This is a genomic window from Methylobacterium sp. J-059, assembly GCF_022829485.1.
In the GTDB taxonomy this organism is placed as follows: Bacteria; Pseudomonadota; Alphaproteobacteria; order Rhizobiales; family Beijerinckiaceae; genus Methylobacterium.
Genome location: NZ_JAKSYA010000020.1, coordinates 1 through 24,737, shown reverse-complemented (window position 1 = coordinate 24,737; position 24,737 = coordinate 1). Strand labels below are relative to the sequence as shown.

General features: G+C 69.9%; 20 protein-coding genes, 2 tRNA genes and 2 pseudogenes. 8 read left to right on the top strand and 16 right to left on the bottom strand.

Annotated features, from left to right (window positions below):
• The first annotated feature begins 81 nt into the window (after positions 1-81).
• The gene (locus MKK55_RS01395) at positions 82-387 is read left to right on the top strand and encodes a hypothetical protein (RefSeq protein ID WP_243932915.1); all 306 of its coding nucleotides are present in this window, start codon (positions 82-84) and stop codon (positions 385-387) included.
• 92 nt (positions 388-479) lie between these two features.
• Here MKK55_RS01395 and MKK55_RS01390 read toward each other — a convergent pair whose 3' ends face one another.
• The 7 genes and pseudogenes from MKK55_RS01390 to MKK55_RS01360 all read right to left on the bottom strand — a co-directional run bounded on the left by MKK55_RS01390 (position 480) and on the right by MKK55_RS01360 (position 5,515).
• Positions 480-1,778, bottom strand: a complete 1,299-nt coding sequence (locus tag MKK55_RS01390) for a DUF3987 domain-containing protein (protein ID WP_243932914.1) — start codon at positions 1,776-1,778, stop codon at positions 480-482.
• On the bottom strand, positions 1,775-2,071 hold the full coding sequence (locus tag MKK55_RS01385; RefSeq protein ID WP_243932913.1) for a hypothetical protein: 297 nt from the start codon (positions 2,069-2,071) through the stop codon (positions 1,775-1,777). Before MKK55_RS01385 ends, MKK55_RS01390 begins: the two co-directional genes overlap by 4 nt.
• Positions 2,072-2,277: 206 nt before the next feature.
• Positions 2,278-2,505, bottom strand: coding sequence for a helix-turn-helix domain-containing protein (locus tag MKK55_RS01380; protein WP_243932912.1), 228 nt, complete (start codon positions 2,503-2,505; stop codon positions 2,278-2,280).
• Between the two features lie 109 nt (positions 2,506-2,614).
• Positions 2,615-3,440: pseudogene (locus tag MKK55_RS01375) on the bottom strand (IS5 family transposase).
• Positions 3,441-3,479: 39 nt separating this feature from the next.
• Positions 3,480-4,091: a hypothetical protein gene (locus tag MKK55_RS01370; RefSeq protein ID WP_243932911.1), complete on the bottom strand. Its 612-nt coding sequence runs from the start codon at positions 4,089-4,091 to the stop codon at positions 3,480-3,482.
• Between the two features lie 7 nt (positions 4,092-4,098).
• A pseudogene (locus MKK55_RS01365) lies at positions 4,099-5,280 on the bottom strand (tyrosine-type recombinase/integrase).
• A 142-nt stretch (positions 5,281-5,422) separates the two neighbouring features.
• Positions 5,423-5,515: transfer RNA gene (locus MKK55_RS01360), tRNA-Sec, on the bottom strand.
• Positions 5,516-5,661: 146 nt separating this feature from the next.
• Here MKK55_RS01360 and MKK55_RS01355 point away from each other — a divergent pair.
• From MKK55_RS01355 to MKK55_RS01335, 5 genes are all read left to right on the top strand, one after another.
• Positions 5,662-8,013 carry a sensor histidine kinase gene (locus MKK55_RS01355; protein ID WP_147843073.1) on the top strand — a complete coding sequence of 784 codons (2,352 nt, stop codon included), beginning with the start codon at positions 5,662-5,664 and terminating at the stop codon, positions 8,011-8,013.
• Entirely contained in the window at positions 8,010-9,380 is a 1,371-nt protein-coding gene (locus MKK55_RS01350; protein WP_147726345.1) for a sigma-54-dependent transcriptional regulator, read from the top strand. The genes MKK55_RS01355 and MKK55_RS01350 overlap by 4 nt, the downstream gene beginning before the upstream one ends.
• Positions 9,381-9,602: 222 nt before the next feature.
• Positions 9,603-9,857, top strand: coding sequence for an RNA chaperone Hfq (hfq, locus tag MKK55_RS01345; protein ID WP_066925253.1), 255 nt, complete (start codon positions 9,603-9,605; stop codon positions 9,855-9,857).
• A gap of 142 nt (positions 9,858-9,999) precedes the next feature.
• Positions 10,000-11,406: a GTPase HflX gene (gene hflX, locus MKK55_RS01340; protein WP_243932910.1), complete on the top strand. Its 1,407-nt coding sequence runs from the start codon at positions 10,000-10,002 to the stop codon at positions 11,404-11,406.
• Between the two features lie 26 nt (positions 11,407-11,432).
• On the top strand, positions 11,433-12,707 hold the full coding sequence (locus tag MKK55_RS01335; RefSeq protein WP_147859538.1) for an adenylate/guanylate cyclase domain-containing protein: 1,275 nt from the start codon (positions 11,433-11,435) through the stop codon (positions 12,705-12,707).
• A gap of 96 nt (positions 12,708-12,803) precedes the next feature.
• Here the strand turns inward: MKK55_RS01335 and MKK55_RS01330 are convergent, their stop codons facing one another.
• The 6 genes from MKK55_RS01330 to MKK55_RS01305 all read right to left on the bottom strand — a co-directional run bounded on the left by MKK55_RS01330 (position 12,804) and on the right by MKK55_RS01305 (position 19,754).
• Positions 12,804-14,360, bottom strand: coding sequence for a SulP family inorganic anion transporter (locus MKK55_RS01330; RefSeq protein ID WP_243932909.1), 1,557 nt, complete (start codon positions 14,358-14,360; stop codon positions 12,804-12,806).
• An 11-nt stretch (positions 14,361-14,371) separates the two neighbouring features.
• The gene (locus MKK55_RS01325) at positions 14,372-15,082 is read right to left on the bottom strand and encodes a carbonic anhydrase (RefSeq protein ID WP_243932908.1); all 711 of its coding nucleotides are present in this window, start codon (positions 15,080-15,082) and stop codon (positions 14,372-14,374) included.
• Positions 15,083-15,269: 187 nt separating this feature from the next.
• Entirely contained in the window at positions 15,270-15,563 is a 294-nt protein-coding gene (locus MKK55_RS01320) for a hypothetical protein (RefSeq protein ID WP_147729318.1), read from the bottom strand.
• Positions 15,564-15,929: 366 nt separating this feature from the next.
• The gene (locus MKK55_RS01315) at positions 15,930-18,185 is read right to left on the bottom strand and encodes a xanthine dehydrogenase family protein molybdopterin-binding subunit (protein ID WP_243932907.1); all 2,256 of its coding nucleotides are present in this window, start codon (positions 18,183-18,185) and stop codon (positions 15,930-15,932) included.
• Positions 18,178-19,260, bottom strand: a complete 1,083-nt coding sequence (locus MKK55_RS01310; RefSeq protein WP_243932905.1) for an FAD binding domain-containing protein — start codon at positions 19,258-19,260, stop codon at positions 18,178-18,180. The genes MKK55_RS01315 and MKK55_RS01310 overlap by 8 nt, the downstream gene beginning before the upstream one ends.
• On the bottom strand, positions 19,257-19,754 hold the full coding sequence (locus MKK55_RS01305; protein WP_243932904.1) for a (2Fe-2S)-binding protein: 498 nt from the start codon (positions 19,752-19,754) through the stop codon (positions 19,257-19,259). The genes MKK55_RS01310 and MKK55_RS01305 overlap by 4 nt, the downstream gene beginning before the upstream one ends.
• Before the next feature lie 225 nt (positions 19,755-19,979).
• Between MKK55_RS01305 and MKK55_RS01300 the strand changes: the two genes are divergently transcribed.
• Together MKK55_RS01300 and MKK55_RS01295 are read left to right on the top strand one after the other, a co-directional pair.
• Positions 19,980-21,125 (top strand): sensor histidine kinase, encoded by a 1,146-nt coding sequence (locus tag MKK55_RS01300; RefSeq protein WP_147844257.1) that lies wholly within the window; start codon positions 19,980-19,982, stop codon positions 21,123-21,125.
• A gap of 133 nt (positions 21,126-21,258) precedes the next feature.
• Entirely contained in the window at positions 21,259-21,771 is a 513-nt protein-coding gene (locus MKK55_RS01295; protein WP_243932903.1) for a hypothetical protein, read from the top strand.
• A gap of 289 nt (positions 21,772-22,060) precedes the next feature.
• Here the strand turns inward: MKK55_RS01295 and MKK55_RS01290 are convergent, their stop codons facing one another.
• From MKK55_RS01290 to MKK55_RS01280, 3 genes are all read right to left on the bottom strand, one after another.
• Positions 22,061-23,698 (bottom strand): DEAD/DEAH box helicase, encoded by a 1,638-nt coding sequence (locus MKK55_RS01290; RefSeq protein ID WP_243932902.1) that lies wholly within the window; start codon positions 23,696-23,698, stop codon positions 22,061-22,063.
• Positions 23,699-23,761: 63 nt separating this feature from the next.
• Positions 23,762-24,520, bottom strand: coding sequence for a precorrin-6A synthase (deacetylating) (gene cobF, locus MKK55_RS01285; RefSeq protein ID WP_243932901.1), 759 nt, complete (start codon positions 24,518-24,520; stop codon positions 23,762-23,764).
• Positions 24,521-24,598: 78 nt separating this feature from the next.
• Positions 24,599-24,675 (bottom strand) — tRNA-Met (locus MKK55_RS01280).
• Positions 24,676-24,737 lie beyond the last annotated feature (62 nt).

Genomic DNA, 24,737 nt, shown 5'->3' with positions numbered 1-24,737 from the left:
TGAACGAGACGTGCATCGGATTACCCTGCTAATCTCAAGTTGGCGGAGCTGAAGATTGATTCGGCAACGAGGAGCACCAAGATGCCGAAGTTTTTAGTCACCTACGACTTGCAAGACGCGCCGCATGATCCGCATGCTACGTTCATCGCGGAAGCTGAAGGGTTAGGCTGGCACGCATGGTCCCTTAGCGGAAGGAACGTTTGGTACAAGCTTCCAAACACAACGCTAAGAGGTGAATTTAATACGTTGTCTAGTGCGGTTGCTGCTTTCAAGAAGGTCTGGACTGCAACAAGAAACCGCGGATATCGTGTAACAATTGAGAAATGGATCGTTGTCGAGTGCGTGGCGGCATCCTACGATTCAAACGTGCAGCAGCCGAGCGAGTGATCGTTGCGCCCCAGGCGTCGCGCATTGGCCGACCGACTCCCGTCAGCTGGGATCGACCGACCCCGCCCATGGCGCGCGGATCTCGGAAAGGGTCAAACGTCGGGCTTGGTGATGATCGCGTAGCTCGCCAGCGCCCGCCGCCGGTCGAGGGCGTCGAGACGCCCGATCTCCGCGAGCGCCGTCGGCAGCGCGTCCACGTCCGTCTCAGCGGCGCGCAGGGCCGCCACGGCAGCGCGACCGCGGGGCCGGTGATTAGATGCACGATTGCGAGTAGGCACCGCACCCGTGCGACGCGCTCGCTCTGATCGAGGCCCGCTGCGAACGGTCTCCATGCGTCTATGCTCGGGATCACGGCCGGCGCTTGATCTGCGCGGCGATGTCGTCGAGCACCGCGGCCTGCTTCGAGCTGGGCGGCCGTCCTCGACACCACGCGCGAGCGTGAACTTGGGCTTGGTGTCCGCCCATGCCCAGAGCAGGCGTGAGGCAAGGCCGTCGTCTGGGCCGTTGAGGATCATCTCAAGCTTGTCGGGCTGGACGCCGCCCAGCACGCCGATGCTGAGGTGTCGGATGTGTAGCGGCTCTGGGTTCTTCATCCGGTCGACGACGTACGATCTTCCGCCATACATCTCGATCGCGAAGGCTCGATCGGACCCGCCGCCGCCATACTTGTCGAAGGCGCCGAGCCATCCAGCCAACTCGTCGCGCACGAGGAGCAGGCCGCGTGGCAGGCCTGCCGCCAATGCGCCGAGTGCCTCAACGGTAGCGTCGGCGACGCGAATACGAGCGCAGACCGGAGCCGGCGGTTCGTGGGCATTGTCCGGCATCGGCGGCACATCTGGGTCACCGTTCTTTACGGCTGTCTTAACTTCGATTTTCCAAGCCTCGACCCGCGCGTCGCATGCTTGCTTCATGGTGGCGTGCTCCTGCTGCACCAGCTCGAAGCCGTAGGCCATCCGATCTTCGGCAAAGCGCACCAGCGAGAATGCCGCGTCCATGCTCGGTGACTTCGACGAGGACGGGGGTCCGACTAAACTGCACCACAAGACCGGTTGCTCAGTCCAAGCCGTACCGGCCTGAGGCCAGCGCACGTTTGCGATCGTCGCACCGACGCTCGCGAGCAGCGCCACCGAAACGTAGTCCACCGGCGCCGAAGCACTCCGAGCCTTGCGCTCGCACCAGTCGGCCCACGGACCGAGGAGGTATAGCGGGAAGGCGGGAGCCGGGCGGCGGCCAGTTCCGAGCAGACTGAGATCCGGCTCACCCCAGGAACCATGCCCTTCTGTGCCGGCAGTGCTTCTAGCGCCAATAGGTGCATGATGACGATCGTGCCAGTCGTCGGCGGCCGCCGGTCCGAGACACTCCAACTCGTTGGCGGATGGGGCGAATTTCATGCCCGCACCTCCAGATTGTCGGTTGCGGGATGTTGGCCGGGGGCAGGCGTCCGTCGCTCTGCCTGCTCCGCCTTAAACTTCTTCAGTTCGGCAAGGACGCTGGCCGCCACGCGGACGTTCGCGATCAGGCACCGAACTGAATATTTGAGACCGGCATCATCGCCGGCTTCGACGTAGCTCTGACCGATCCGGGCATGGATCTCGGCGCCGGCCAAGGTTTCCGCGATGAACGCGCGGTAGGCATCGAGCAAGCCGTACGCGATGTGATCGCGAGGCGAGTGGGGGGCACTCATGCGCGCCTCCCGTCAGCCTGCCCGAAGGCCAAGTCTGCCATGGCCGCGTCGAACGCAGGGCTTAAGGCGAAGCACGCAACGATGCGTGCGGTCTGGATTTCGCTGGCAGCGAGTGCTATTTCGAAAGCGTCGATCGAGCGAGCGACAACTTCCGAGGGACGTGAGCGCTGGCTGGCGCTCCGTCCCTCAACTGTTTTAGCCATGTGCTATGCGGCCTCGATCATGAGCGATGTCATGAAAGCGCGAATGCTTTCGTCAGTGACGCGGCTCGATCCATAGACTTTCACCGTGACGAGCTTTCCCTCGGCGATCAGCCGGTAAAGTGTGGTCCGGCCGACACCGAGCATATCGCAAGTGTCGTTGATCCGATGCAAAAGCTTCCCATCTGGCGCTCGCAGGTCTTCCTGCAGCGTCTGAATGCTTTGTGTACTCATGGCGATTGTCCTCGTGTGCCCGCCGGTGCTCTAGCGGATGACAAGGAACTTCGCCTCATTCGACCTCGATGTCTCCGGGGAAATACGGGGAAATACGGCGCAATTAGAGCTAGGGACAAAACCGTTTGGCCAGAGTTCGGCAGATGAGGGCGCAGGCGAGGGTCGTGAAGGCGAGGTGGAGGTCAGTGCGTCGCTCGTAGCGGATGGTCAGCCGGCGGAAGCGAGCCAGCCACGCCAGCGTGCGTTCGACGATCCAGCGGTAGCGGCCGAGGTGTTGGCTGCTCTCGATGCCGCGCCGGGCGATGCGCGGTGTGATGCTGCGCGCCCGGCACTCACCTCGACACCGGCGATGATCGTAGCCCTTGTCAGCGTGCAACTTGTCCGGTCTGCGCCGAGGGCGACCCCGACGCCCTGTGCGCACGCCCGGCACCGCGTCGAGGGTGGCGGCCAGCATGCGGCTGTCGTGGCAGTTGGCTCCGGTGAGCGTCAGGCCGATGGTTCGACAGGCTCACCATGAGGGGCGTGCCGTTGGCGTACACGACGAGGTGGCGCTTCGTCCCCGGCTTGCCCCGATCCGTCGGGTTCGGCCCCGTCGCGAGCCTTTTTTTCGCCGGCAGGCTCGCACTGTCGAGGGCGGCCCGTGACCAATCAAGCGCGTCTGCATCTTGAAGCTGCTCCAGCATCACGCGATGCAGTGCGGCCCAGACGCCAGCTGCCTGCCACACGCCCAGCCGCCCTCAACTCGTCTTGCCGCTGCAGCCGACATCGGAGCGCGGCACATGCTTCCACTGCATGCCCGTGCGCAGAACCAGAATGATGCCCGCCAGTGCCGCCCAATCCGAAGCGCGCGGCCGACCACCCTTCGGCTTCTCCGGCTCGCATGGAAGAAGCGGCTCGATCACCGCCCAGAGGTCGTCAGGTACAAGAGTGCCCATGCCCGCCTAACCCGCTCAACGCGGTTTTGTCCCGCGCTCTTATTCTCTGCTCGCCTTATAGCGGTACAATTCCTCTACGAACCGCTCTATCTCACGCTTATCTGGATACCCTCCGTTTTCCTCAAACCAGAGACGCGCCACCTGATTTAGAATAGATCTTTTTTTTGGATAATCATTTTGAACTATATAATGCGCGATAAACCCAGCTAATCTAGACCATTCGTATTTCATCGGTCGACCAGCCCGAGCTTTTGGATTGGTGACCATGACCTTGCTTGCGCCGGCAACAGGCCATAAAAGTTCTACATGCTTTCTAAAAACTTGGAGACCTTCTGCGCGCCAGGTTTCTTTAGTTCCTGGCACTGATGAATCGATAGTTGCTGTAATGTGAGTATTTTTGTGGTCATATTCCAAGAAGTACCCGGACTCCTTTTTCAGAGCGTTAATCCAGTCCGAACCCTGCAAGAAAAAAGTATTGGCTACTCGGACGACGTCATTTCTCGTTCGTGTTATTTTCTCAGCACGCGATCTTATTTTCTCGGCCTTCAAGGCCTCAAAAAGTTTAACCAAGGCATGACTCGGCAGCACCTCCTGAGTAGCACCAAACTCGACGGCTTCTTTCAAAGATAGCCATTGCGCATTTTCGGCCATGGTCATTTCAATCTACTATAGCGTATTTTGCCCAAGCATCCATCAACTCGCGCCGCTTCTCGAAAAGATCGCCGCGCCGATATGCACGTTCGACCTTGGACTCGACGGTGTGAGCCAGAGCCATCTCAACCACCTCGGACGGGAAGTGGGTCGTCTCGGAAGCCCAATCGCGGAACGACGACCGGAAGCCGTGAACCGTGAGATCGGTGCGCTCCATTCGTCGAAGCAGCACGAGCATCGCCATGTTGGACAGCGGTTTGCCGCGCCGTCCGCCAGGGAACACGAATATTTCGTCGAGACCGCGCATCTGAGCCAAAAGGGTCAGAGTGGCTTTGGAGAGCGGCACCCTGTGCTCCGCACCGCTTTTCATCCGCTCCGGAGGCACAACCCAAATCCCAGTCTCCATGTCGATCTCGGACCAGCGGGCGCCGAGTGCCTCACCCGTGCGGGCTGCGGTCAAGATAGTGAAAAGCATTAGTTTGGAAGCAAGGCCCGGCTGGCTTTCAAGCAGGCGCATAAATGCCGAGACCTCGACGAAGGGGAGGGCGGCGTGGTGCGAGACACGCTGGATCTTGGCACGCCGTGGGAGAAGGTTTTGAAGGTGCCCGCGCCAACGGGCCGGGTTTTCGCCTACTCGAAATCCTCGAGCCTTCGCCCAATCGAGAATGGATTCGATTCGACCGCGGACCCGCACGGCGGTTTCCGGCTTCGTGGTCCAGATCGGTTCGATCGCCTTCGTCACAAGCGCAGTATCGATCGCCTGAACTGACCGGTCGCCAAATACCGGATAGACGTAGGCTTCGAGCGTGGCAGCCCATTGCGCGCCGTGCTTGGCGTTGCGCCACCCAGCCTTGTGCGCCTCGATGTACGCCTCCCCGCACTGCCGGAAAGTCATAGCGCGGGCTGCCTCGACAACGGCGTCGCGACGCTGCTGCTGCCTGGCTTCGATTGGGTCGACGTTGTCGAAGCAGAGCTTCCGGCAAATGAGGGCTTTGTGACGCGCCTCGACGAGAGAAAATGTGTTCGCCGATCCGAGACCCATCTCGCGCGATTTGCCGCACAGGGTGTATCGAAAGACCTAGCTTTTCCCGCTCTTACCAGACACCTGAAGCCACAGCCCACCGCCGTCTCCATAGAGACCGGGGGTCTTCAGGCGGGCAACAGCGAGGGCAGTGAGCTTACCTTGCATACTATTCGCATCCACGACGCTATCCACATCGTAGGCGAGAATTTGGAAGAACGCCAGCGGCTGCTTGCGAACTGCCCTAACGGGCAAATGCTAGCTTCTCAGGGGCTTAGCGGCCATTAGCGAACGGCTACGGATGGGTCGTTGGCGGAAGCGGATGGGAATCGAACCCACCGTACGCTTTGGGCGTACCACTGGTTTTGAAGACCAGGAGGGCCACCAGACCCCGTTCGCCTCCGCCGACCGGGATAGCATCGTCCGGCCCGGGGTCCAAGCGCGCGCGGAGGCCGAAGCGTCGCGGCCGGAGCGCCGGGCGCGCGGCGCGACCGGGCGAATGCCCGATTCGTAATAATTTCGCCACACTGTGGTGGCTCTGCATCAGCCATGCCGTTTCTGCGATCCAGGACTTCGGAGGCCCCGTCGGCGAGGCCCGACGAGGGCGGTGCCTCCGTCCCCGACGCGCTGCGGGCGGGGCCGCGCGGGCCCGGCTGGATCGGCGCCGGGGTGGTCGTCACCGCCCTGATCTCGGCGATCGCCACCTTCCTGGTGCTGGCCGGCGTCATCCGCGTGACGCCGACGCCGACGATCGGCGTCACCCTGCTCGCCATCAACGTCGCCCTGGTGCTCGGGCTCGCGGTGATCATCGCCTGGGAGGCGCGGGTCTTCCTGCATGCGCGGCGCGCCAACGCGGCGGTGGCCCGGCTCCACACCCGCATCGTCGGCCTGTTCTCGCTGATCGCGATCCTGCCGACCTGCCTGCTGGCCGTCGTCGCCTCGGTGACGATCGACCGCGGCCTCTCCCTCGGCTTCACCGACCGGGTCCGCGACGTGGTGCTGAAATCCGTCGAGGTGGCCGACGCCTACCAGGAGAACCAGTGCCAGTCGCTGGCGCGCGAGATCCGCATCCTCAACGACGACCTGACGCGGGCGCGGCCGAACTTCGACGTCAACCGCGACTGGTTCGAGGGCTTCCTCACCACCCGCGCGACCAATCTCGGCCTGCCGGTCGCCCAGATCATGCGCGGGCCGAACGAGGTGGTGGCGCGCGCCAAGATCGACGTGCTCAAGACGACGCGCCTGCCCTCGGCCGCCGCCTTCGAGGACGCGGCCAAGTCCAGCGACCCGATCTGCCTGCTGCCGACCGAGGGCCGCGTCTTCGCGGCGATGTTCCGGATGCCGGCCTACGACGACGCGGTGCTGCTGGTGCAGCGCGAGGTCAACCAGCTCGCCATCGACTTCCCCGGCGTGTCGCGCGCGGCGGCGGCCGAGTACCTCACCTACGATTCGCTGCGCACCTCGATCCAGGTGACCTTCGCCTCGATCTTCGTGCTGATCGCGCTGATCGCGCTGCTCTCGGCGGTGTGGTTCGGGATGAACTTCGCCAACCGCTTCGTCGCCCCGATCCGCCGCCTGATCAACGCCGCCGACCAGGTCGCCTCGGGCAACTTCTACGCTCAAGTTCCGGCGCGGAAGACCGACGGCGACCTCGCTCATCTCGGCGAGAGCTTCAACAAGATGACGCAGGAGCTGCGCCGCCAGCATGCCGGGCTGACCGCGGCGAGCGACCTGATCGACCGCCGCCGGCGCTTCACCGAGGCCGTGCTGTCGGGGGTCTCGCCCGGCGTCGTCGGCGTCGATGCCGCTGGCTTCGTCACCATCGCGAACCCGGCCGCCGAGCGGATGCTCGATCTCGCCGACGGCGCGCTCGTCGGCCAGCGCCTGTCCGACGCGGTGCCGGAGCTCGCCCCGCTCCTGCCCGGCGCCGAGGGGCGCCAGCGCGCGCAGGCGCACCAGATCCAGCTCACGCGGGGCGGGCGCGAGCGCACCATCGCGGTGCGGGTCACCAGCGAGCAGGCGCAGGGCGGCGCGCGCGGCTTCGTGGTGACGGCCGACGACATCACCGACCTCGTCTCGGCCCAGCGCACCTCCGCCTGGGCGGACGTCGCGCGCCGCATCGCCCACGAGATCAAGAACCCGCTGACCCCGATCCAGCTCTCGGCCGAGCGCATCCGGCGCAAGTACGGCAAGGTCATCACCGCCGACAAGGAGGTGTTCGACCAGTGCACCGCGACGATCATCCGCCAGGTCGACGAGATCAAGCGCATGGTCGACGAGTTCTCCTCCTTCGCCCGGATGCCCAAGCCCGCGATCGCCGAGAACGACCTCACTGAGATCGCCAAGCAGAACCTGTTCATGATGCGGGTGGCGCACCCCGACATCGACTTCGCCTTCACCGCGCACGGCCTCGGCGGCACCGGCACGGCGGAGGCCGAGAAGATCACCGCGGCCTTCGACATCCGCCTGCTGAGCCAGGTGATCACCAACATCCTCAAGAACGCCGTCGAGGCGGTGGCCGAGGTGCCGGAGGCCGAGCTCGGCAAGGGCAAGATCGGCTTGAGCCTCACCGTCGAGGAGGGCTTCGCCACGATCGCGGTGACCGACAACGGCAAGGGATTTCCCGTCGAGGGGCGCCAGCGCCTGCTGGAGCCCTACATGACGACCCGCGAGGGCGGCACCGGCCTCGGGCTGGCGATCGTGAGCAAGGTGCTGGAAGAGCACGGCGGCGGGATCGAGCTGAACGACAACCCCGCCGGCCGCGGCGGCCAGGTGCGCATGCGCGTGCCCCGCGCGCTGTCGCCCGCGGACGACGCGGTCGCGGGCCCGGCCCGCCCCAACCCTGACGAGAAGGGCGCCGCGACGACGGCCCCCCGAGAGATTGCGGAGATGCAGCCATGAGCGCCGATATCCTGGTGGTCGACGACGAGGCCGACATCCGCGACCTGGTCGCCGGCATCCTCGACGACGAAGGCCACCGCTCGCGCACCGCGGGCAGCTCCGACGAGGCGCTCGCCGCGATCGAGGCGCGCCGCCCCCACCTCGTCTTCCTCGACATCTGGCTGCAGGGCTCGCGCCTCGACGGCCTGCAGGTGCTCGACCTGATCAAGGCGTCCCACCCGGACCTGCCGGTGGTGATGATCTCGGGCCACGGCAACATCGAGACCGCGGTCTCGGCGATCAAGGCGGGCGCCTACGACTTCATCGAGAAGCCGTTCAAGGCCGACCGGCTGATCCTGGTGGCCGAGCGCGCGCTCGAGGCCTCGCGCCTGCGGCGCGAGGTCCGCGACCTCACCGCGCGCTCCGGCACCGCCAACCGCATCGTCGGCGGCTCGGTGGCGATCAACCAGCTGCGCCAGACGCTGGACCGCGTCGCCCCGACCAACGCCCGGGTGATGATCACCGGGGCGCTGGGCTCCGGCAAGGAGCTCGCCGCGCGCGGCCTGCACAAGGCCTCGGCCCGGGCGAGCGGGCCGTTCGTGCTGCTCAACGCGGCCGCGATCCTGCCGGAGACGATGGAATCGGAGCTGTTCGGGGTCGAGGCCGGCGGCGAGCAGGGGAGGCGGGTCGGCGCGCTGGAGGAGGCGCATGGCGGCACCCTCTACCTCGACGAGGTCGCCGACATGCCGCGCGAGACGCAAGGCCGGATCCTGCGCGTCCTCGTCGACCAGAACTTTCAGCGCGTCGGCGGCACCACCCGCGTCCACGTCGACGTCCGCATCATCTCGTCCTCCTCCCGCGACCTCGCCGAGGAGATCGCCGCCGGGCGCTTCCGCGAGGACCTGTTCCACCGGCTCTCGGTGGTGCCGATCCGCGTGCCCTCGCTCTCGGAGCGCCGCGAGGACGTGCCGGAGCTGATCCAGTTCTTCATGGACAACATCTCGGCCCAGACCGGGCTGCCGCGCCGGGTCATCGGGCAGGACGCGATGGCGGTGCTGCAGTCGCACAACTGGCCGGGCAACGTGCGCCAGCTCAAGAACAACGTCGAGCGGCTGATGATCCTGACGCAGGCCGACCCGGACCAGGAGATCACCTCGGAGATGCTGCCCTCCGAGATCGGCGCCCTGGTGCCGACGACCCCGAACGGCGCCGGCGGCGAGAAGCTGATGAGCCTGGCGCTGCGCGAGGCGCGCGAGATCTTCGAGCGCGAATACCTCGTGGCGCAGATCGCCCGCTTCTCGGGAAACATTTCCCGGACCGCCGAATTCATCGGCATGGAGCGCTCGGCCCTGCACCGCAAGCTGAAGTCCCTGGGGATCGGCCCCTGAGCGCCTTGCGGGCGGATGACGGAAGCGGTGAGAAGCAACCCCCGTTCGTCGCGTGCGGAGCCGGTTCGGGTCTTGCATCGGCGCCGGAATTGAACCTGTAATGCACGATTCCGCTCCGCGGCGGGCTCCTCAAGACCAGCGCTGCGGCGGCAGGATCGATGCCGCGGATAGAACGAAAACCCGCTCCCGAAGGCGGGCGCCAAGACAACAAAGGACAAGAAGATGGCGGCCGAACGCGCACAGAACCTGCAAGACACCTTCCTCAACCATGTCCGCAAGAACAAGATTCCGTTGACGATCTTCCTCGTCAACGGCGTCAAGCTGCAGGGCGTGGTGACTTGGTTCGACAACTTCTGCGTGCTGCTTCGCCGCGACGGCCATTCCCAGCTCGTCTACAAGCACGCGATCTCGACGATCATGCCGGGCCATCCCGTGCAGCTGTTCGAGCCGGACGAGACCGCCCCCGAGAAGGCGTGACCGGGCGCTCCTGACGCGCGGCCGGCCCCGGTCCGCGCGAGCGTGTTCCGCGCCATCTTGGTTCGCCGGCTGCTCAGCCCCATCTGAGGGGTTCCGAAACGCATCACGCCGCCGCCCCGACGGGCGGCGGCTCAAGGATTCCATGACCGAGACGCTGACCTCCGGCGAGGCCCGACTGCAGGCGATGGCCGCGCCGGAAGGCGAGATCGCCGCCGCGACCCACACCCTCGTCATCGGTCCCTACCTCAGCCGCACCGCGGCCGCGTCGCCGCACGGGCCGGCGCCGGTCTCGCGCTCGACGCAGGCGCGGCTGGAGGAGGCGGTGGGGCTGGCCGCCGCGATCGAGCTCGACGTGGTCGAGGCGATCCCGCTCAGCCTCGCCCGCATCCGGCCCTCGACCTATCTCGGCAAGGGCCGCGTCGAGGAGATCGCCGGCCTGATCAAGGCGAGCGAGATCGGCCTCGTGGTGATGGATTGCGCGCTGTCGCCGGTGCAGCAGCGCAACCTCGAGAAGGAATTCGGCGCCAAGGTCATCGACCGTACCGGCCTGATCCTCGAGATCTTCGGCCGCCGCGCCTCGACGCGCGAGGGCACGCTCCAGGTCGAGCACGCCCACCTGGCCTACCAGAAGTCGCGGCTGGTGCGGTCCTGGACCCACCTGGAGCGCCAGCGCGGCGGCTTCGGCTTCCTCGGCGGCCCCGGCGAGACCCAGATCGAGGCCGACCGGCGCATGATCCAGGAGCGCATGACGCGGATCGAGCGCGACCTCGACGCCGTCACCCGCACCCGCGGCCTGCACCGGCAAAGCCGGGCGCGCGTGCCCTACCCGATCGTGGCGCTGGTCGGCTACACCAATGCCGGCAAGTCGACGCTGTTCAACGCCCTGACCAAGGCGCAGGTGGTGGCGCAGGACATGCTGTTCGCCACTCTCGACCCCACCGCCCGCGCCACTAAGCTGCCGCACGGCGAGACCGTGATCCTGTCCGACACCGTCGGCTTCATCTCCGACCTGCCGACCGCGCTGATCGCCGCCTTCCGCGCCACGCTGGAAGACGTGATCGAGGCCGACATCCTGCTCCACGTGCGCGACGTCGCCCACGTCGATTCCGAGGCGCAGGCCGAGGATGTCGGCACGGTGCTGGGCGAGCTCGGAATCGAGATGTCGGCCGACCGGATCATCGAGGTCTGGAACAAGGCGGACCTGCTCGACGGGGGCGAGCGCACGCGCCTCGCCAACCTCTCGGCCCACGACCGCAACGACCGCGACGGCGCCGCACCGGTGCTGGTCTCGTCGCTAACGGGGGAGGGGCTGTCGGCGCTGACCGCGCGGATCGAGGCGCGCATCGCCCGCGCGCGCTCGACCTTCGCGGTCATCCTCGGCCCCGAGGAGGGCGCGGCCCTGCACTGGCTCTACGAGAACGCCGAGGTGCTCGACCGGCGCATGGAGGAGGGCGGCACGCTGCACCTTGCCATTCGGATCGCGCCGGAGAAGGAGCCGCGCTTCCTCAACCGCTTCGGCGGCGCCCGCCGGCTCAGCCGGGCCGGGTAGTCCCGACCCGCGCGGGCGCCCGCCTCATGCTCGACGACAGGGCCGCACAGCGCGCGCAGGACGAGAACACCGTCCTGCGGCTGATGCAGCGCGCCACCGGCGGTCGCCTGCTGGTCCTGCGCGTGGTGATCGTGCTCGTGCTGCTGATGGCGGCGCAGGTCTACGACGGCTCGCTGCACGCGCTGAGCCACTGGTTCATCCTCGGCCTCTATGCGGCGGGCTCGGTCTGGTTCGGCCGGGCCGAGCGCGGGGAGGGGCGCCACGCGGAAGGCTTCGCCTGGGCCGGCACCGGGCTGAACGCCGGGCTGGCGATCTACGTCCTCGTCGAGCACATGCTGGCGGGCGCCGCCGACGATGGCGGGGCCGCCGACGCGGTGAGCCGGCTGCCGGCCTTCCTGCTGCTGCTGCAGACCGCGCTCAGCATGCGCGTGTGGCACGCGGCCCTGTTCTCCGGCACGGTCGTCTTCGCCTGGGGCGCCGCGATCCTCGTCGGCCTCGTCAATCCGGCCGGCTTCCTCGGCCCGCATGTCGATCTCGGCGAGCAGGTGCCGGGGCTGCTGACCTTCCTGGCCGCGAGCGTCGTGGTGGTCGACGGGGTCGCGCGCCTGCGCCACGCCGCCGGCGAGGCCGTGCGCCTCGAGCACGAGCGCACGCAGCTCGCCCGCTTCGTTCCCGACGGCGTCGCGACCGAGCTCGCCCGCGACGGCGACCTCGGAACGGCACGCCGGCGCCATGCCTGCTTGCTGGCCCTCGACGTCCGCGGGTTCTCGCGCCTGAGCCGCGAGCACCCGCCCGAGGCGATGGTGCGCGCGCTGCTCGCCATCCGCGCCCTGGCGCATGCGGCCGTGACCGAGCACGACGGCATCGTCGACAAGTATGTCGGCGACGCCGTGCTGGCGCAGTTCGTGGTCGGCGGCCCCGTGGCGCAGGCCCGCGGCGCGCTGGCCTGCGCCCGCGCGATCCGCACCCGGCTGTCCGCCCTGAACCGCACCCGCGCCGAGGCCGGCGACTTCCCGCTCCGCGTCGTCGTCGCGCTCCATGCCGGCGACCTCCTCGTCGGCGTCTTCGACGACGGGCTGCGCGCCGAGTACACCGTGCTCGGCCCGGCGATGAACACCCTCGCCCGCCTCGAGACCCGCGCCAAGGCGGCCGATCTCGACGTCGCCGCCTCCGAGGATTTCCTGCGCCTTCTGGGGCCCGCCCTCCCGGACGGCGCGCGGGCGGTGCCGGTGGCGGAGGCGGGGGCCCTGCAGCCGCCCCTCTTCGCGATCGCGGATGCCGCCGTCCCGGCGGACGCGTAAGGCCGGAACGCGCGGGCTCGGGCACGCGATGAGCCGGCACCGCTCGCGCGATGCCGGCCCCGTCGTTCCGTCCCCTCGTTCCCGCGCGTCCGCCGCTCAGTCCTTGGACGGTGCCGCCACGGCCGCGACGAGCTTCTCGTGCGGCCGGCCGAACCCGCCGACGACCGACACCCGCGTGCCCGAGGCGGCGCGCCGTCCCGCCCAGTCCCCGATCATCTCCAGGCAGGTGTGGTCGATGTGGGCGAGGTCCTTCGTCCCAAGGCGGACCTCGCCGCCCTCGGGGGTCCGCTCCAGCGCTTCGGTGAGGTGCGGGAGCTGCAGGAAGGTGGCCGAGCCCGAGAGGCGCAGTTCCGGCACCCCCGCCACCTCCGTCGCCGCCGCGTGCTCGATCCGCAGGCGGCCCATGCGCAGCGTAGGAATGACCTGGAGCAGGCTGAGCCCGAGCCCGACCAGCACGCCGGTGAGCAGGTCGGTGGCCACCACCATCACCATCGTCGCGAGCCAGATCGCGGCGGTGAGCCAGCCGTAGCGCGCGTGCAGGTGGACGGCGTGGTGGGGCCCGATCAGGCGCCAGCCGGTGACCACCAGGATGCCGGCGAGCGCGGCCGTCGGCACCAGCTTCAGCACCCAGGGGAGGGCGAGCAGGAAGGCGAGGATCCACGTCCCGTGCATCACCGTCGAGGCCCGCGTCGCCGCGCCGGCCTGGACGTTGGCCGAGGAGCGCACGATCACCCCGGTCATCGGCAGGCCGCCGATCAGGCCGCAGATCAGGTTGCCGACGCCCTGCGCGCCGAGCTCGCGGTTGTACTGCGTGCGCGGCCCGTCGTGCATCCGGTCGACGGCGGCCGCCGACAGCAGGCTCTCGGCGCTGGCGACGGCGGCGATGGTCAACGCCATCACGATCATCGTCGGCTCGAGCAGCCGGCCCCACTCCGCCGCCCCCGGCATCGACAGGGTGGACAGGATCGCGTCCGGGACCTCGATCCGCTTGACCGCGAGGCCGCCGAGCCCGGCGACCGCGGTGCCGGCGAGGACGCCGATCAGCGCGCCGGGCACCATCCTCATCCGCGCCGGCCGCAGGCGTTCCCAGGCGATCATCGCCGCGATGGTGGCGAGGCCCACCGTGACGGCGCCGACGCGGTTGCCCTCGCCCGTGACGAAGTCGAAGAACGCGGCCGGGATCGCCACGAGGTTGTCGAGGCCCGAGGCCAGCGGCAGGGCGTCGGTGAGCACGTGGACCTGGCCGAGCACGATCAGCAGGCCGATGCCGGCGAGCATCCCGTGCACCACCGCCGGCGAGATCGCGCGGAACCAGCCTCCGACCCGGAGCGCGCCGGAGGCGACCTGGACCGCGCCGGCGAGCACGAGCACCGGGCCGAGCATCCCGAGCCCGTGCTGGCGCACGAACTCGAACACGATGACGGCAAGCCCCGCCGCCGGCCCGCTGACCTGCAGCGGCGAGCCCGCGAGCAGTCCGACGACGATGCCGCCGACGATCCCGGTGATCAGCCCGCGCTCGGGCGGCACCCCCGAGGCCAGGGCGATGCCCATGCACAGCGGCAGCGCCACGAGGAACACGACGAAGGAGGCCGGCAGGTCCCGCGCGAGGGAGGCCGGGAGGATGCGCGCGGGGGGCGTTTGGGTGGGGCGCATCGGCCCGGCCCCTACGCGGCCGCCTGCGGCGGCGCGTATTCCGGCGCCGCCATGCGCACGGCCGAGCCTTGGGCAACGGGGAAGTCGCCGGCGGAATCGAGGGCGTCGAGCGGCAGGAAGCGGCCGGCCTCGCCGTCATAGGCCAGCAGGGTGCCGGTCTCGATCTCGAAGAACCAGCCGTGCAGCCGCAGCTGGCCCTTGGCGAGGCCCGCGGCCACGCTCGGGTGGGTGCGCAGGTTCGCGAGCTGGACGATCACGTTCTCCAGGGCGAGCGCCCGGTGGCGCTCCTTCGGGTCCATGTCGGCGGGATAGGCCTCGCAGACGATCCGCTCGGCCGCGTGGCTGTGCCGGAGCCAGGCGGCGACGTTGGGCATCCTCGCCAGGGCCTCGGGGCTCATCAGCCCCTTCATCGCGCCGCAATCGGAATGGCCGCAGACCACCACGTCGCGGACGCCGAGCGCCACGACGGCGTACTCGATCGCCGAGGAGACGCCGCCGGTGGCGGTCGAGAACGGCGGCACGATGTTGCCGGCGTTGCGGCAGACGAACAGCTCGCCCGGGCCGGCCTGGGTGATGTGCTCGGGCGAGACGCGGGAATCGGCGCAGGCGATGATCAGGGCCTTGGGCTGCTGCCCGTCCCTGACCAGCCGCTGGTACATCGCCTGCTGCCCCGGGAAGACCTTGTCCTGAAACTCGGAGATGCCTTGGATGATGTTGTCCACGAAGGATCCTCTTGCGCTGAAACGATGTGGGCGCCGACTCGCGGCGATCGCTGCGATGCCGGCACGGCGGGGCGCCTGCCGTCGAGCGGCGCGGCGCGGACGCGAGCGAGCCCGCGCGGGGGCGGCCGTGCGGGCTCGGATGTCGGGCGGGGCGGCGCCGGATGCCGGCGCCGGTCGGCGGATCGGATCAGCGGCGGCCGCGGGGGGCCGCGCTTCCGGACGCCCAGTGCGGCGAGACCACGTCGCGGCGCGCGACGGTGGCGCCCGGCATGTCGGAATACATCGGTGCGCCCAGAAGCTGCCCGGTGCGGTTGCGCTGCGAATGGGCGGAGCGGGGGTCGTGGTAGGGGTCGTTCACGTAGGAGCTCATGTGGCCGCCGCCGGCCGGCTGGCGGTCGCCGCCACCGCCCTCGCCGGCCCGAGCCGCGACGGGGAGGGCGAGAACGGCGGCGAAGAGCGCCGAGGCAACGATGCGCGTCATGAGATAATCCTTCCTCTCGAAGTTTTCTTCTGCAGGACATGCCGCCCTGCGCCAACGAGAAGAACATAACCAATGTCGTTCGACGAATATGTGTGCGAATGCACAAGTATAGCAAACTATATTTAATCCGTTTCTCTTTCGACTTGGGTGCGGCGGCGCACGCGGACCGTCCGCTGCGTCGAACGGAGCGGGATTAGACGCTGGCCGGCACCGCCGCAGCCCTTCGGGAGCGCAGGCGACCTGCGGATCGCGGGTCGGGCCGAACGACGACGGAGGCCGCGCCGCTGAGCGACGGGCCTCCGGGAGGGCAGGGCGGTCGGGACCGGGTTCGCGCCGGCGTGGGCTGCCGGATCGCGACGGCGGGCGCTACCCGAGCAGCTTGTCCAGCGTGATCGGGATCTCGCGCACCCGGATGCCGGTGGCGTGCCAGACCGCGTTGGCGATGGCGCCGGCCGAGCCGGTGATGCCGATCTCGCCGACGCCCTTGATGCCGAGCGCGTTCACGTGAGCGTCGTCCTCGTGCACCAGGATCGCCTCCATGGCCGGCGTGTCCGCGTTCACCGGCACGTGGTATTCGCCGAGGTTGTCGTTGAGGAAGCGGCCGGTGCGGGCGTCCATCGCCGCGTGCTCGTGCAGCGCGAACGACATTCCCCAGATCATCCCGCCGTAATACTGGCTTGTGACCAGGCGCGGGTTGACGATGCGGCCGGCCGCGAACGCGCCGACGAGGCGGGTGACGCGGATCTGGCCGAGATCGGGGTCGACCTTCACCTCGGCGAAGACCGCGCCGTGGGCGTGCATGGCGTAGGTCTTGGCCGCCGCCGGATCGGTCGAGGCCTTCCCGGTCGCGGTGAGGCTCGCCCGTCCGGCGCGTGCCAGGATGTCGGAATACGCCTCGCTGCGGCTCTCGTCGTCGCGCCGGAAGAGTCGTCCGTCGCGGGCGACGAATCCGGCATTGCCCGCGCCGTAGAGCGGGGAGGCGGAATCGTTGGTGGCGAGGTCGGCGAGCTGCGCGATCACCGCCTGGCCCGCCGCGTGGATCGCCCCGCCCGCGGTGGCGGTGTGGGCCGAGCCGCCGGCGATGCCGGCGTTCGGCAGGTCGGAGGAGCCCATCCGGAAGGTCAGCCTGTCGAGGCCGATCCCGAGCCCGTCGGCGGCGATCTGGCCGAGCGCGGTCCAGGCGCCCTGCCCCATGTCGTGCGCGCCGGTCTCGATCAGGCCGGTGCCGTCGGCCCGCAGCTCGGCCTTCGCCTGCGCCTCGAACATCAGCGCCGGGAAGGTCGCGGTGCCCATGCCCCAGCCGACGAGGAGACCGTTCGCGTCGCGGGTCTGCCGCGGCGCTCTCGGCCGCGCCGACCAGCCGAAGCGCTCGGCGCCGCGGGTGTAGCACTCGCGCAGGGCCTTGGAGGAGAACGGCTTCCCGGAGATCGGCTCGACCTCGGCATAGTTCGCCAGGCGGAATTCCAGCGGGTCCATGCCGCAGGCCAGCGCCATCTCGTCGATCGCGCTCTCCAGCGCGACGCTGCCCGAGGCCTCGCCGGGCGCGCGCATGAACAGCGGCGTGCCGGTGTCGACCCGCACCGCCTGGTGCCGGACCGCGATGGCCGGGCTGGCGTAGAGGGTGTGCGAGACGCCGCCGGCCGGCTCGAAGAAGTCGTCGAACCGGCTCGAGGCCGTCAGCGTCTCGTGCTCCAGCGCCGTCAGCTTGCCGGCGTCGTCGGCGCCGAGGCGGAAGCTCTGCCGGGTCTCGGCGCGGTGGCCGACCGGGCCGTACATCTGCGCGCGCGCGAGCACCAGCTTGACCGGCCGGCCGACGAGGCGCGCGGCCATGCAGGCCAGGATCTGCGGGCCCGAGATCAGGCCCTTCGAGCCGAAGCCGCCGCCGAGGAACGGGCTCTCGATCCGGATGTTCTCCGGCGCGATCCCGAACAGCCCGGCGAGGCGCCCCTGGGCCATCGACATGCCCTGGCTCGGCGTGTGCAGCGTGAGCCGGTCGCCGTCCCAGGAGGCCACCGCCGCGTGCGGCTCCATGGCGTTGTGGTACTGGGCCGGGGTCTCGTAGGTCGCCGCGATCCGCCGGCTCGCGGCGACGAGGCCGGCCTCGACGTCGCCGTGGGTCTCCTCCGGGGGCTGGCCGACGCCGATGCCGGGGGGCGTGAACGGCGGCTCGGCGTCGAGGCCGATGCGCGGCGTCTCGGCCTCGTAGCGCGGGCTCAGCAGGCGCGCGCCCTCGGTGGCCGCCTCCAGCGTCTCGGCGATCACCACCGCGATCGGCTGGTTGGCGTAGCGGACGGCCGAATCCTGCAGCAGGTCGAGGCGGAAGATGAAACCGTGGGGCTTGTCGTCCGGGTGCTGGGCGAGAGCGGGAGCGTTGTCCGGCGTCATCACCGCGACGACGCCCGGATGGGCCTCGGCCGCCGCCACGTCGAGATGGGTGACGCGCCCGCGGGCGATCCGGGCGACGCAGAGCGCCGCATGGAGGGCGCCGTCCGCGACGTTGTCGGCCGCGAAGGTCGCCCGGCCGGTGACCTTCAGCGGCCCGTCGCGCCGGGTCAGGGGCTGGCCCATGCTCGATCCGTGGCGGGCCCGCTGCGGCGCGGACGTCAATGCGATCTCAGCCATGGGCGGCTCCTGCCGGCGAAGAGGAGGGGACGGCGAAAGGGGCCGCGAACGGCGAGGCCGGCAGCGCCGGCAGGCGCTCCGGCGTGCCGGCGGCCGCCAGCGTCAGGGCCCGCACGAGGATGCGGCGGGCGAGCTCGATCTTGAAGACGTTGGCTTCGCCCGACGGCTTGGCCCCGGCGAGCGCCGCGTCGGCGGCCTTTCGGAACACATCCGGGTCCGGCGCCTGGCCGGCGAGCAGGTGTTCCGCCTCCCGCGCCCGCCACGGCTTCAGCGCCAAGCCGCCGAGCGCGAGGCGGGCCTCGCCGATCCGGTCGCCGTCGAGGCGCAGGCCGGCCGCGGCGGAGACCACCGCGAAGGCGTAGGAGGTGCGGTCGCGGACCTTGAGGTAGCGGGCATGGGCCGAAAACCCGGCCGCCTCCGGCGGCAGGCGCACCGCGACGATCAGCTCGCCCGGCGCCAGGTCGGTCTCGCGCTCCGGCGCATCGCCGGGCAGGCGATGGAAGTCGACCAGCGCCACCGCACGCCGGCCGCCCGCGCCCTCGATCTCGACGACGGCGTCGAAGGCCGCCAGCGGCACGCAGAAATCCGATGGGTTGGTGGCGATGCAATGCTCGCTCCAGCCGAGCACCGCGTGCAGCCGCGTCGCCCCGCCGATCGCGGCGCATCCCGAGCCCGGCGCGCGCTTGTTGCAGGGGGAGGTGGCATCCGCGAAGTACGGGCAGCGGGTACGCTGCATCAGGTTGCCGGCGGCGGTCGCGGCGTTGCGCAGCTGCGCCGAGGCGCCCGCGAGAAGCGCCTCGGCCACCGCGGGATAGGTCTTGGCGAAGCGCGGATCGTGGGCGAGGTCGCTGTTGCGCACCAGCGCGCCGATGCGCACGCCGCCGTCGTCCAGGAACTCGATCCGGTCGAGGCCGGGGAGGCGGGTGACGTCGACGAGGCGGGCCGGCGTCACGACGCCGCCCTTCATCAGGTCGAGCAGGTTGGTGCCGGCGCCGAGATAGGCCGCTCCGGGCGCCTGCGCCGCCGCGATCGCCTCGGCGACGCTGACGGGACGGGTGTAGTCGAACAGGTTCACGCCGCGTCCTCCCGCATCGCCGCGCCGTCGCCGGCGCCCTGCGCGGCCAGCACCGCCTCACTGATGCCGGCATAGGCGCCGCAGCGGCAGAGGTTGCCGCTCATGCCTTCGCGGATCCGCTCGGGATCGGTCCCCGCCTGCCCCTCCGTGATCAGCCCGACCGCGCTCATGATCTGGCCCGGCGTGCAGAAGCCGCACTGGAAGCCGTCATGCGCGATGAACGCCGCCTGCACCGGATGCAGAGCGTCGCCGTCCGCCAGCCCCTCGATGGTGGTGACGGAGGCGCCGTCGAGGCTGATGGCGAGCGCGAGGCAGGCGTTGATCCGCCGGCCGTCGACCAGCACCGTGCAGGCGCCGCACTGGCCGCGGTCGCAGCCCTTCTTCGATCCGGTGAGATGGAGGCGCTCGCGCAGCAGGTCGAGCAGGGTCACGCGGGGATCCTCCAAGAGGACCTCGCGCACCGTGCCGTTCACGGTGAGCCTGAGAGGTATCATGCGATCTCCGGGCATGGCGCAGCTGGGATGGCGCAGCTTGGAATGAAACCAGATAGGATCGTGCGGTGCGAAGGCCAGGGGACGGACCTTCGCGCGGCGAGGGCAGGGGGCGCGGCAGCGCGCAGGGCGGGGGCAGGGAAGGGGGCGCGAACGGGAACGCCGCGGGCAGGGCGGTCCGCAACGTGCGTCGCCTCCCGCACCCATCCCTGCTACCCTCCCCGCGTCATGAGCGATCACCATCCGGACCTGAACTACCGCCTCCGCCAGCAGGCGATCCTGTCCGAGTTCGGCGTCGAGGCCCTGCGCGGCGAGGACGTCGACGCGCTGCTGCAGCGGGCGACCGAACTCTGCGCCGAGGGCATGGGCGCCGAGTTCTGCAAGGCGCTGGAGCACCTGCACGACGAGGACATGCTGCTGGTGCGCGCCGGCGTCGGCTGGGGACCGAACGTCGTCGGCCACGCCCGCGTCGGCGCCGACCTCGCCTCGCCCGCGGGCTTCGCCCTCAAGACCGGCCGGCCGGTGATCTCCAACCACCTCGAGAACGAGAACCGCTTCCGCACGCCGCAGATCATGGCCGAGCACGGCATCCGCCGGGCGATCAACGTGCTGATCGAGAACCGCGAAGGCGCCTTCGGGGTGCTCGAGGTCGACGATACCCGCGAGGGCATGTTCACCGAGGCCGACATCGCCTTCATGCAGGGCTTCGCCAACCTGCTCGGCGGCGCGATCGAGCGGCAGCGCACGGAGGGGCTGCTCAAGCAGGCGCTGGCGCGGCAGGACCTGCTCGTTCGCGAGATGAGCCACCGGGTGAAGAACAGCCTGGCCATCGTCGCGAGCCTGCTCGCGCTGCAGGCGCGCAACGCCGACGACCCGGCCGTGCGCGACGCCCTGATCGACGCCCGCACCCGGGTCGAGGCCATCGCCGGTGTCCACGACCAGCTCTGGCGCCAGGGCGACACCACGCCGGGCGAGATCGACCTCGCGCAGTTCCTGGAGACGTTGACGGCCAACCTGCAGAGCAGCGCCCCGAACCACCGCATCCGCTGCAGCGCCGAGCCGCTGCGGGTCTCGGCCGACCGGGCGATCCCGATGGGATTGATGGTCAACGAGCTCGTCACCAACGCGATCAAGTACGCCTATCCCGACAGGACCGGGGAGGTGCGCGTGGGCGCCGCCTGCACCGGCGCGGCGCTCGTCCTCGACGTGTCGGACGACGGCGTCGGCCTGCCGGCGGATTTCGACATCGGCCGGGCCTCGGGCAGCCTGGGCATGCGCGTGATCGCGAACCTCGCCCGCCAGCTCGACGCCCGGATCGCGACGCCGCGCGGGCAGGGCGCCCGCTTCCACATCGAGATCCCGCTGGAGGCGTGAGACCGGTTCCGGCACGGTGGGCGCCGGAGGGCGCTGCGCGACCGCACGAAGATTTGCATCGGGCCGGCCGGTCATGCGTCATGCGCCGGACGCTGGCGCACCCTACGCTGCAGGCCGGATACGAGGAGATGCCATGCCCCGCTTCCCGGTCTTGTCGCGCGTCCCGGCCATGCCCCGCTTGCCGATCGCCGCGCTCGCGGCCCTGTGTCTCGCCGCTCCCGCCTGCACGCGCCCGGCCCTCGCCACGCCGGCCGATCCGATTCCGCCGACCACGCTGACGCCGCCCGCGCCGCCCACGCCTCTGCCGCCGGCCGCGTTCCCGCTGATGCGGGTGGTGCCGAAGGGCGAGGCCCGCACCATCGCGTTCTTCGCCTCGCTGTTCCCGGACTGCTCCTCGCAGGGCCCGGTGGTGATCCGTACCCTGGAGCAGCCCCGGCACGGCTCGATCGAGCTGGCGCAGACGGATTCGTTTCCCCGTTACGGCGTGGGATCGGCGCTGGCGGCCTGCAACGCCCGCAAGGTGCCGGGCTTGAAGCTGACCTACACCTCGGAGGAGGGGTTCGAGGGGCTCGACACCTTCCGCATCTTCGTCATCAACGCCGACGGCACCGGCTACGAGTCCGACGTGCGCGTCACGGTGCGCTGACCGCACTCGATTCCGGCCGCCGACCGCCCGGGATCGCCTGCGGAAACACGCCCGTAAAGGGCACATCCGTCATTCGCATAAGATATATTATGGAACTTAATAGACCGATGTCCCGGGGCGAGGGGGCTTCGGCCGGTCCCGAACCAGCTGGCATGCCAGCATCCGGCAGGATCGCCTTCACGGCCTCGGCGATCCGGGCCCGGCGGATCCAGGCTCGCGTCGTCCCGGGCGAGGGCGCTCCGAGCCCCCTGCCCTCTACGCTTGCCCCGGGTCACGAACGCCCTCGGCATCAGGCGGCCAGCGCATCGGCCAGGCGGCGGACATCGGAGACGATGCGTCCGTCGGGGAAGCGGCAGGCCACCTCCTCCGAGGCCCGGCCGCTCGGGCGGATGCGGATCGCCGCCGGACACACCAGCTCGTCGCGGCGGTCCAGGGCTTCGGCGACATCCATCGGCGCCGCGCGACCGCCGCCGAGCCCGCGCCACCACTGCACCGCCTTGTCGCGGGCAAAGCCCGTCCGCTCCAGAGCGAGCCGGATGCGATGGGCGCCGTCGGAGCAGCGCAGCACGATGTCGAGGCCGTCCGCCCCGCGCTCGAAGCGCCAATCCGAGACCGGCCGCCAGCCGTCCGCGCGCTCGGACAGGATCGGCAATTCGTCGTCGGCTGCGGCCTCGTGCTTGGCGGACGCCGCGTCGTCCTCCGGTTCGATCCAGCAAGGCTCGCAGGTCGAGGCGTTGAGCGCGATCAGCGCGCCGCAGCCGGGGCAGGGCTTGGCCCGCGCCAGCCCTTCCCTGCCCTTCACCGCGGCGGCGGTGCGGGCGGTGACCACGTCCACCGGGCCGTGCATCCGCACCAGGCCGGCATAGTCGAGGATCAGCGCGTCGCGCTTGCCGGGCGCGTTGCGCAGCGCGCGCCCGACCTGCTGCACGTAGAGCCCGGTGCTCTGGGTCGGCCGGAGCAGGGCGATGAGGTCGACCTCCGGCACGTTGAAGCCGGTGGCGAGCACGCCGACGGAGGTCAGGCAGCGGATCCGCCCGGCGCGGAAGGCCGCCACGATCCGGTCGCGCTCGCGCCGCGGGGTCTCGCCGGAGATCGTCTCGCAGGAATGGCCCTCTGCGCGGATCGCGTCGCGCACCGCGTCCGCGTGGCTGAGCCCGGCACAGAAGGCGAGCCAGGCCCGGCGCTCGCGGCCGTAGCCGACCATCTCCTCGACCGCGGCGCGGGTGATCCAGTCGCGGTTGACCGCCGCTTCGAGCTGGCTCGGGATGTAGTCGCCGCCGCGCTTGCCCACGCCGGCGACGTCGAGGGCGGTCAGCGTCGCCTTGGACAGGAGCGGGCAGAGATAGCCCTGTCCGATCAGGTCGCCGGCATCGACCTCGTAGACGATGCCCTCGAAGATCCGGCCCGCGCCTTCGTCGAGGCGTCCGCTGTCGAGCCGATAGGGCGTCGCGGTGAAGCCGACGACCCGAAGCTCCGGCCGCAGCGCCCGCAGGCCGGCGAGGAAGCGGCCGTAGCGGGTCTCGGCCGAGCGCGGGATCAGGTGCGCCTCGTCCACGATGACCAGGTCGCGCGGGCCGATCGCGTCGAGCCGGTCGGCGACGGATTGGATGCCGCAGACCAGCACCTGCGCCCCCGCCTCCCGCCGCCCGAGCCCGGCGGAGAAGATCCCGGCTGGCGCCTCCGGCCAGTAGCCGGTGAGCTCGGAGAAGTTCTGGGCGATCAGCTCCCGGCTGTGGGTGACGACGACGATGCGGGCGAGGGGATCCGCCTGCAGCGTCTCCCGCGCGAGCGCCGCGATCACCAGCGCCTTGCCCGCGCCGGTCGGCAGCACGATCAGGCCGTCGCGCAGGGGCTGGCCCCCTGCCCCGCTCCAGGCGGCGGCAAGCGCGTCGAGGCTGGCACGCTGGTAGGGTCGCAAGGTCAGCATGGCGCACGCTCTACCGCAGCCGGGCGCACGCGTCCGTGGCCCGTTCGCCGCGCCCGGCTGGGATCAGGGCGTCTCGGGCGGTTGCAGCAGGTAGACGTCCATGATCCAGCCGTGGCGGGCGCGTGCCGCGGCGCGCTGCCGGCGGATCTCCGGCCCGACGGTGCCGAGCCGCCCGACGATCAGGAGTTCGTCCGGCGAGCCGAGATAGGCACCCCAGTGGATCGTCAGCTCGGGATCGAGATGGTCGAAGCGCGGGTCGGCGTCGAGCATCACCACGACGCTGCCGACGCCCGGCGGCAAGCCATCGGCGATCGCGCGGCCCGTGGTGATGTGGACGGCCCCGCCGATCCGGTTCAGCGGGATGCGGTAGGCGGCCGCCAGCATCTGCACGCTCGAGATGCCGGGGATCACCGTATAGGCGAAGGCTCGGGCATCGCGGGCGAGGATGCGCTCGAGGATGCGCAGGGTGCTGTCGTAGAGCGCCGGATCGCCCCAGACCAAGAAGGCGCCGACCTCCCCTGCCCCGAGATTCGTCGTGATCAGGCCGCCGAGGAGGTCGGCCCGGGCGGCGTGCCAGGCCTCGACCGTGGCAGCGTAGTCCGCCGGCCGGCGCTCGCGCGGGGGATCCTGCGCCACGACCAGGCGATACGCCTTGCGGATGTGCCGGGCGCAGATCGTTCGGCGCAGGGCGACGAGGTCGTCCGTGTCGGCGCCCTTGTCGAGGACGAACACCGCGTCGACGTCGGCCAGGGCCCGCACCGCCTGGAGGGTGAGGTGCTCTGGATCGCCGGTCCCGATTCCGATGACGCGCAGGGTTCGCATGAGGCTTGACGAGGCTCGTTGACCGCGCACGACGAAGCCCGCGCCGTCGTGTCGGACGGCGCGGGCTTCATGCTGATTTGGTTGCGGGGACAGGATTTGAACCTGTGACCTTCAGGTTATGAGCCTGACGAGCTACCGGGCTGCTCCACCCCGCGCCAGGGTGCGTGCTGGTCCTGGTGTGTGGACCGGCACGTTCGGCGATCGTGGTGAGGGACTG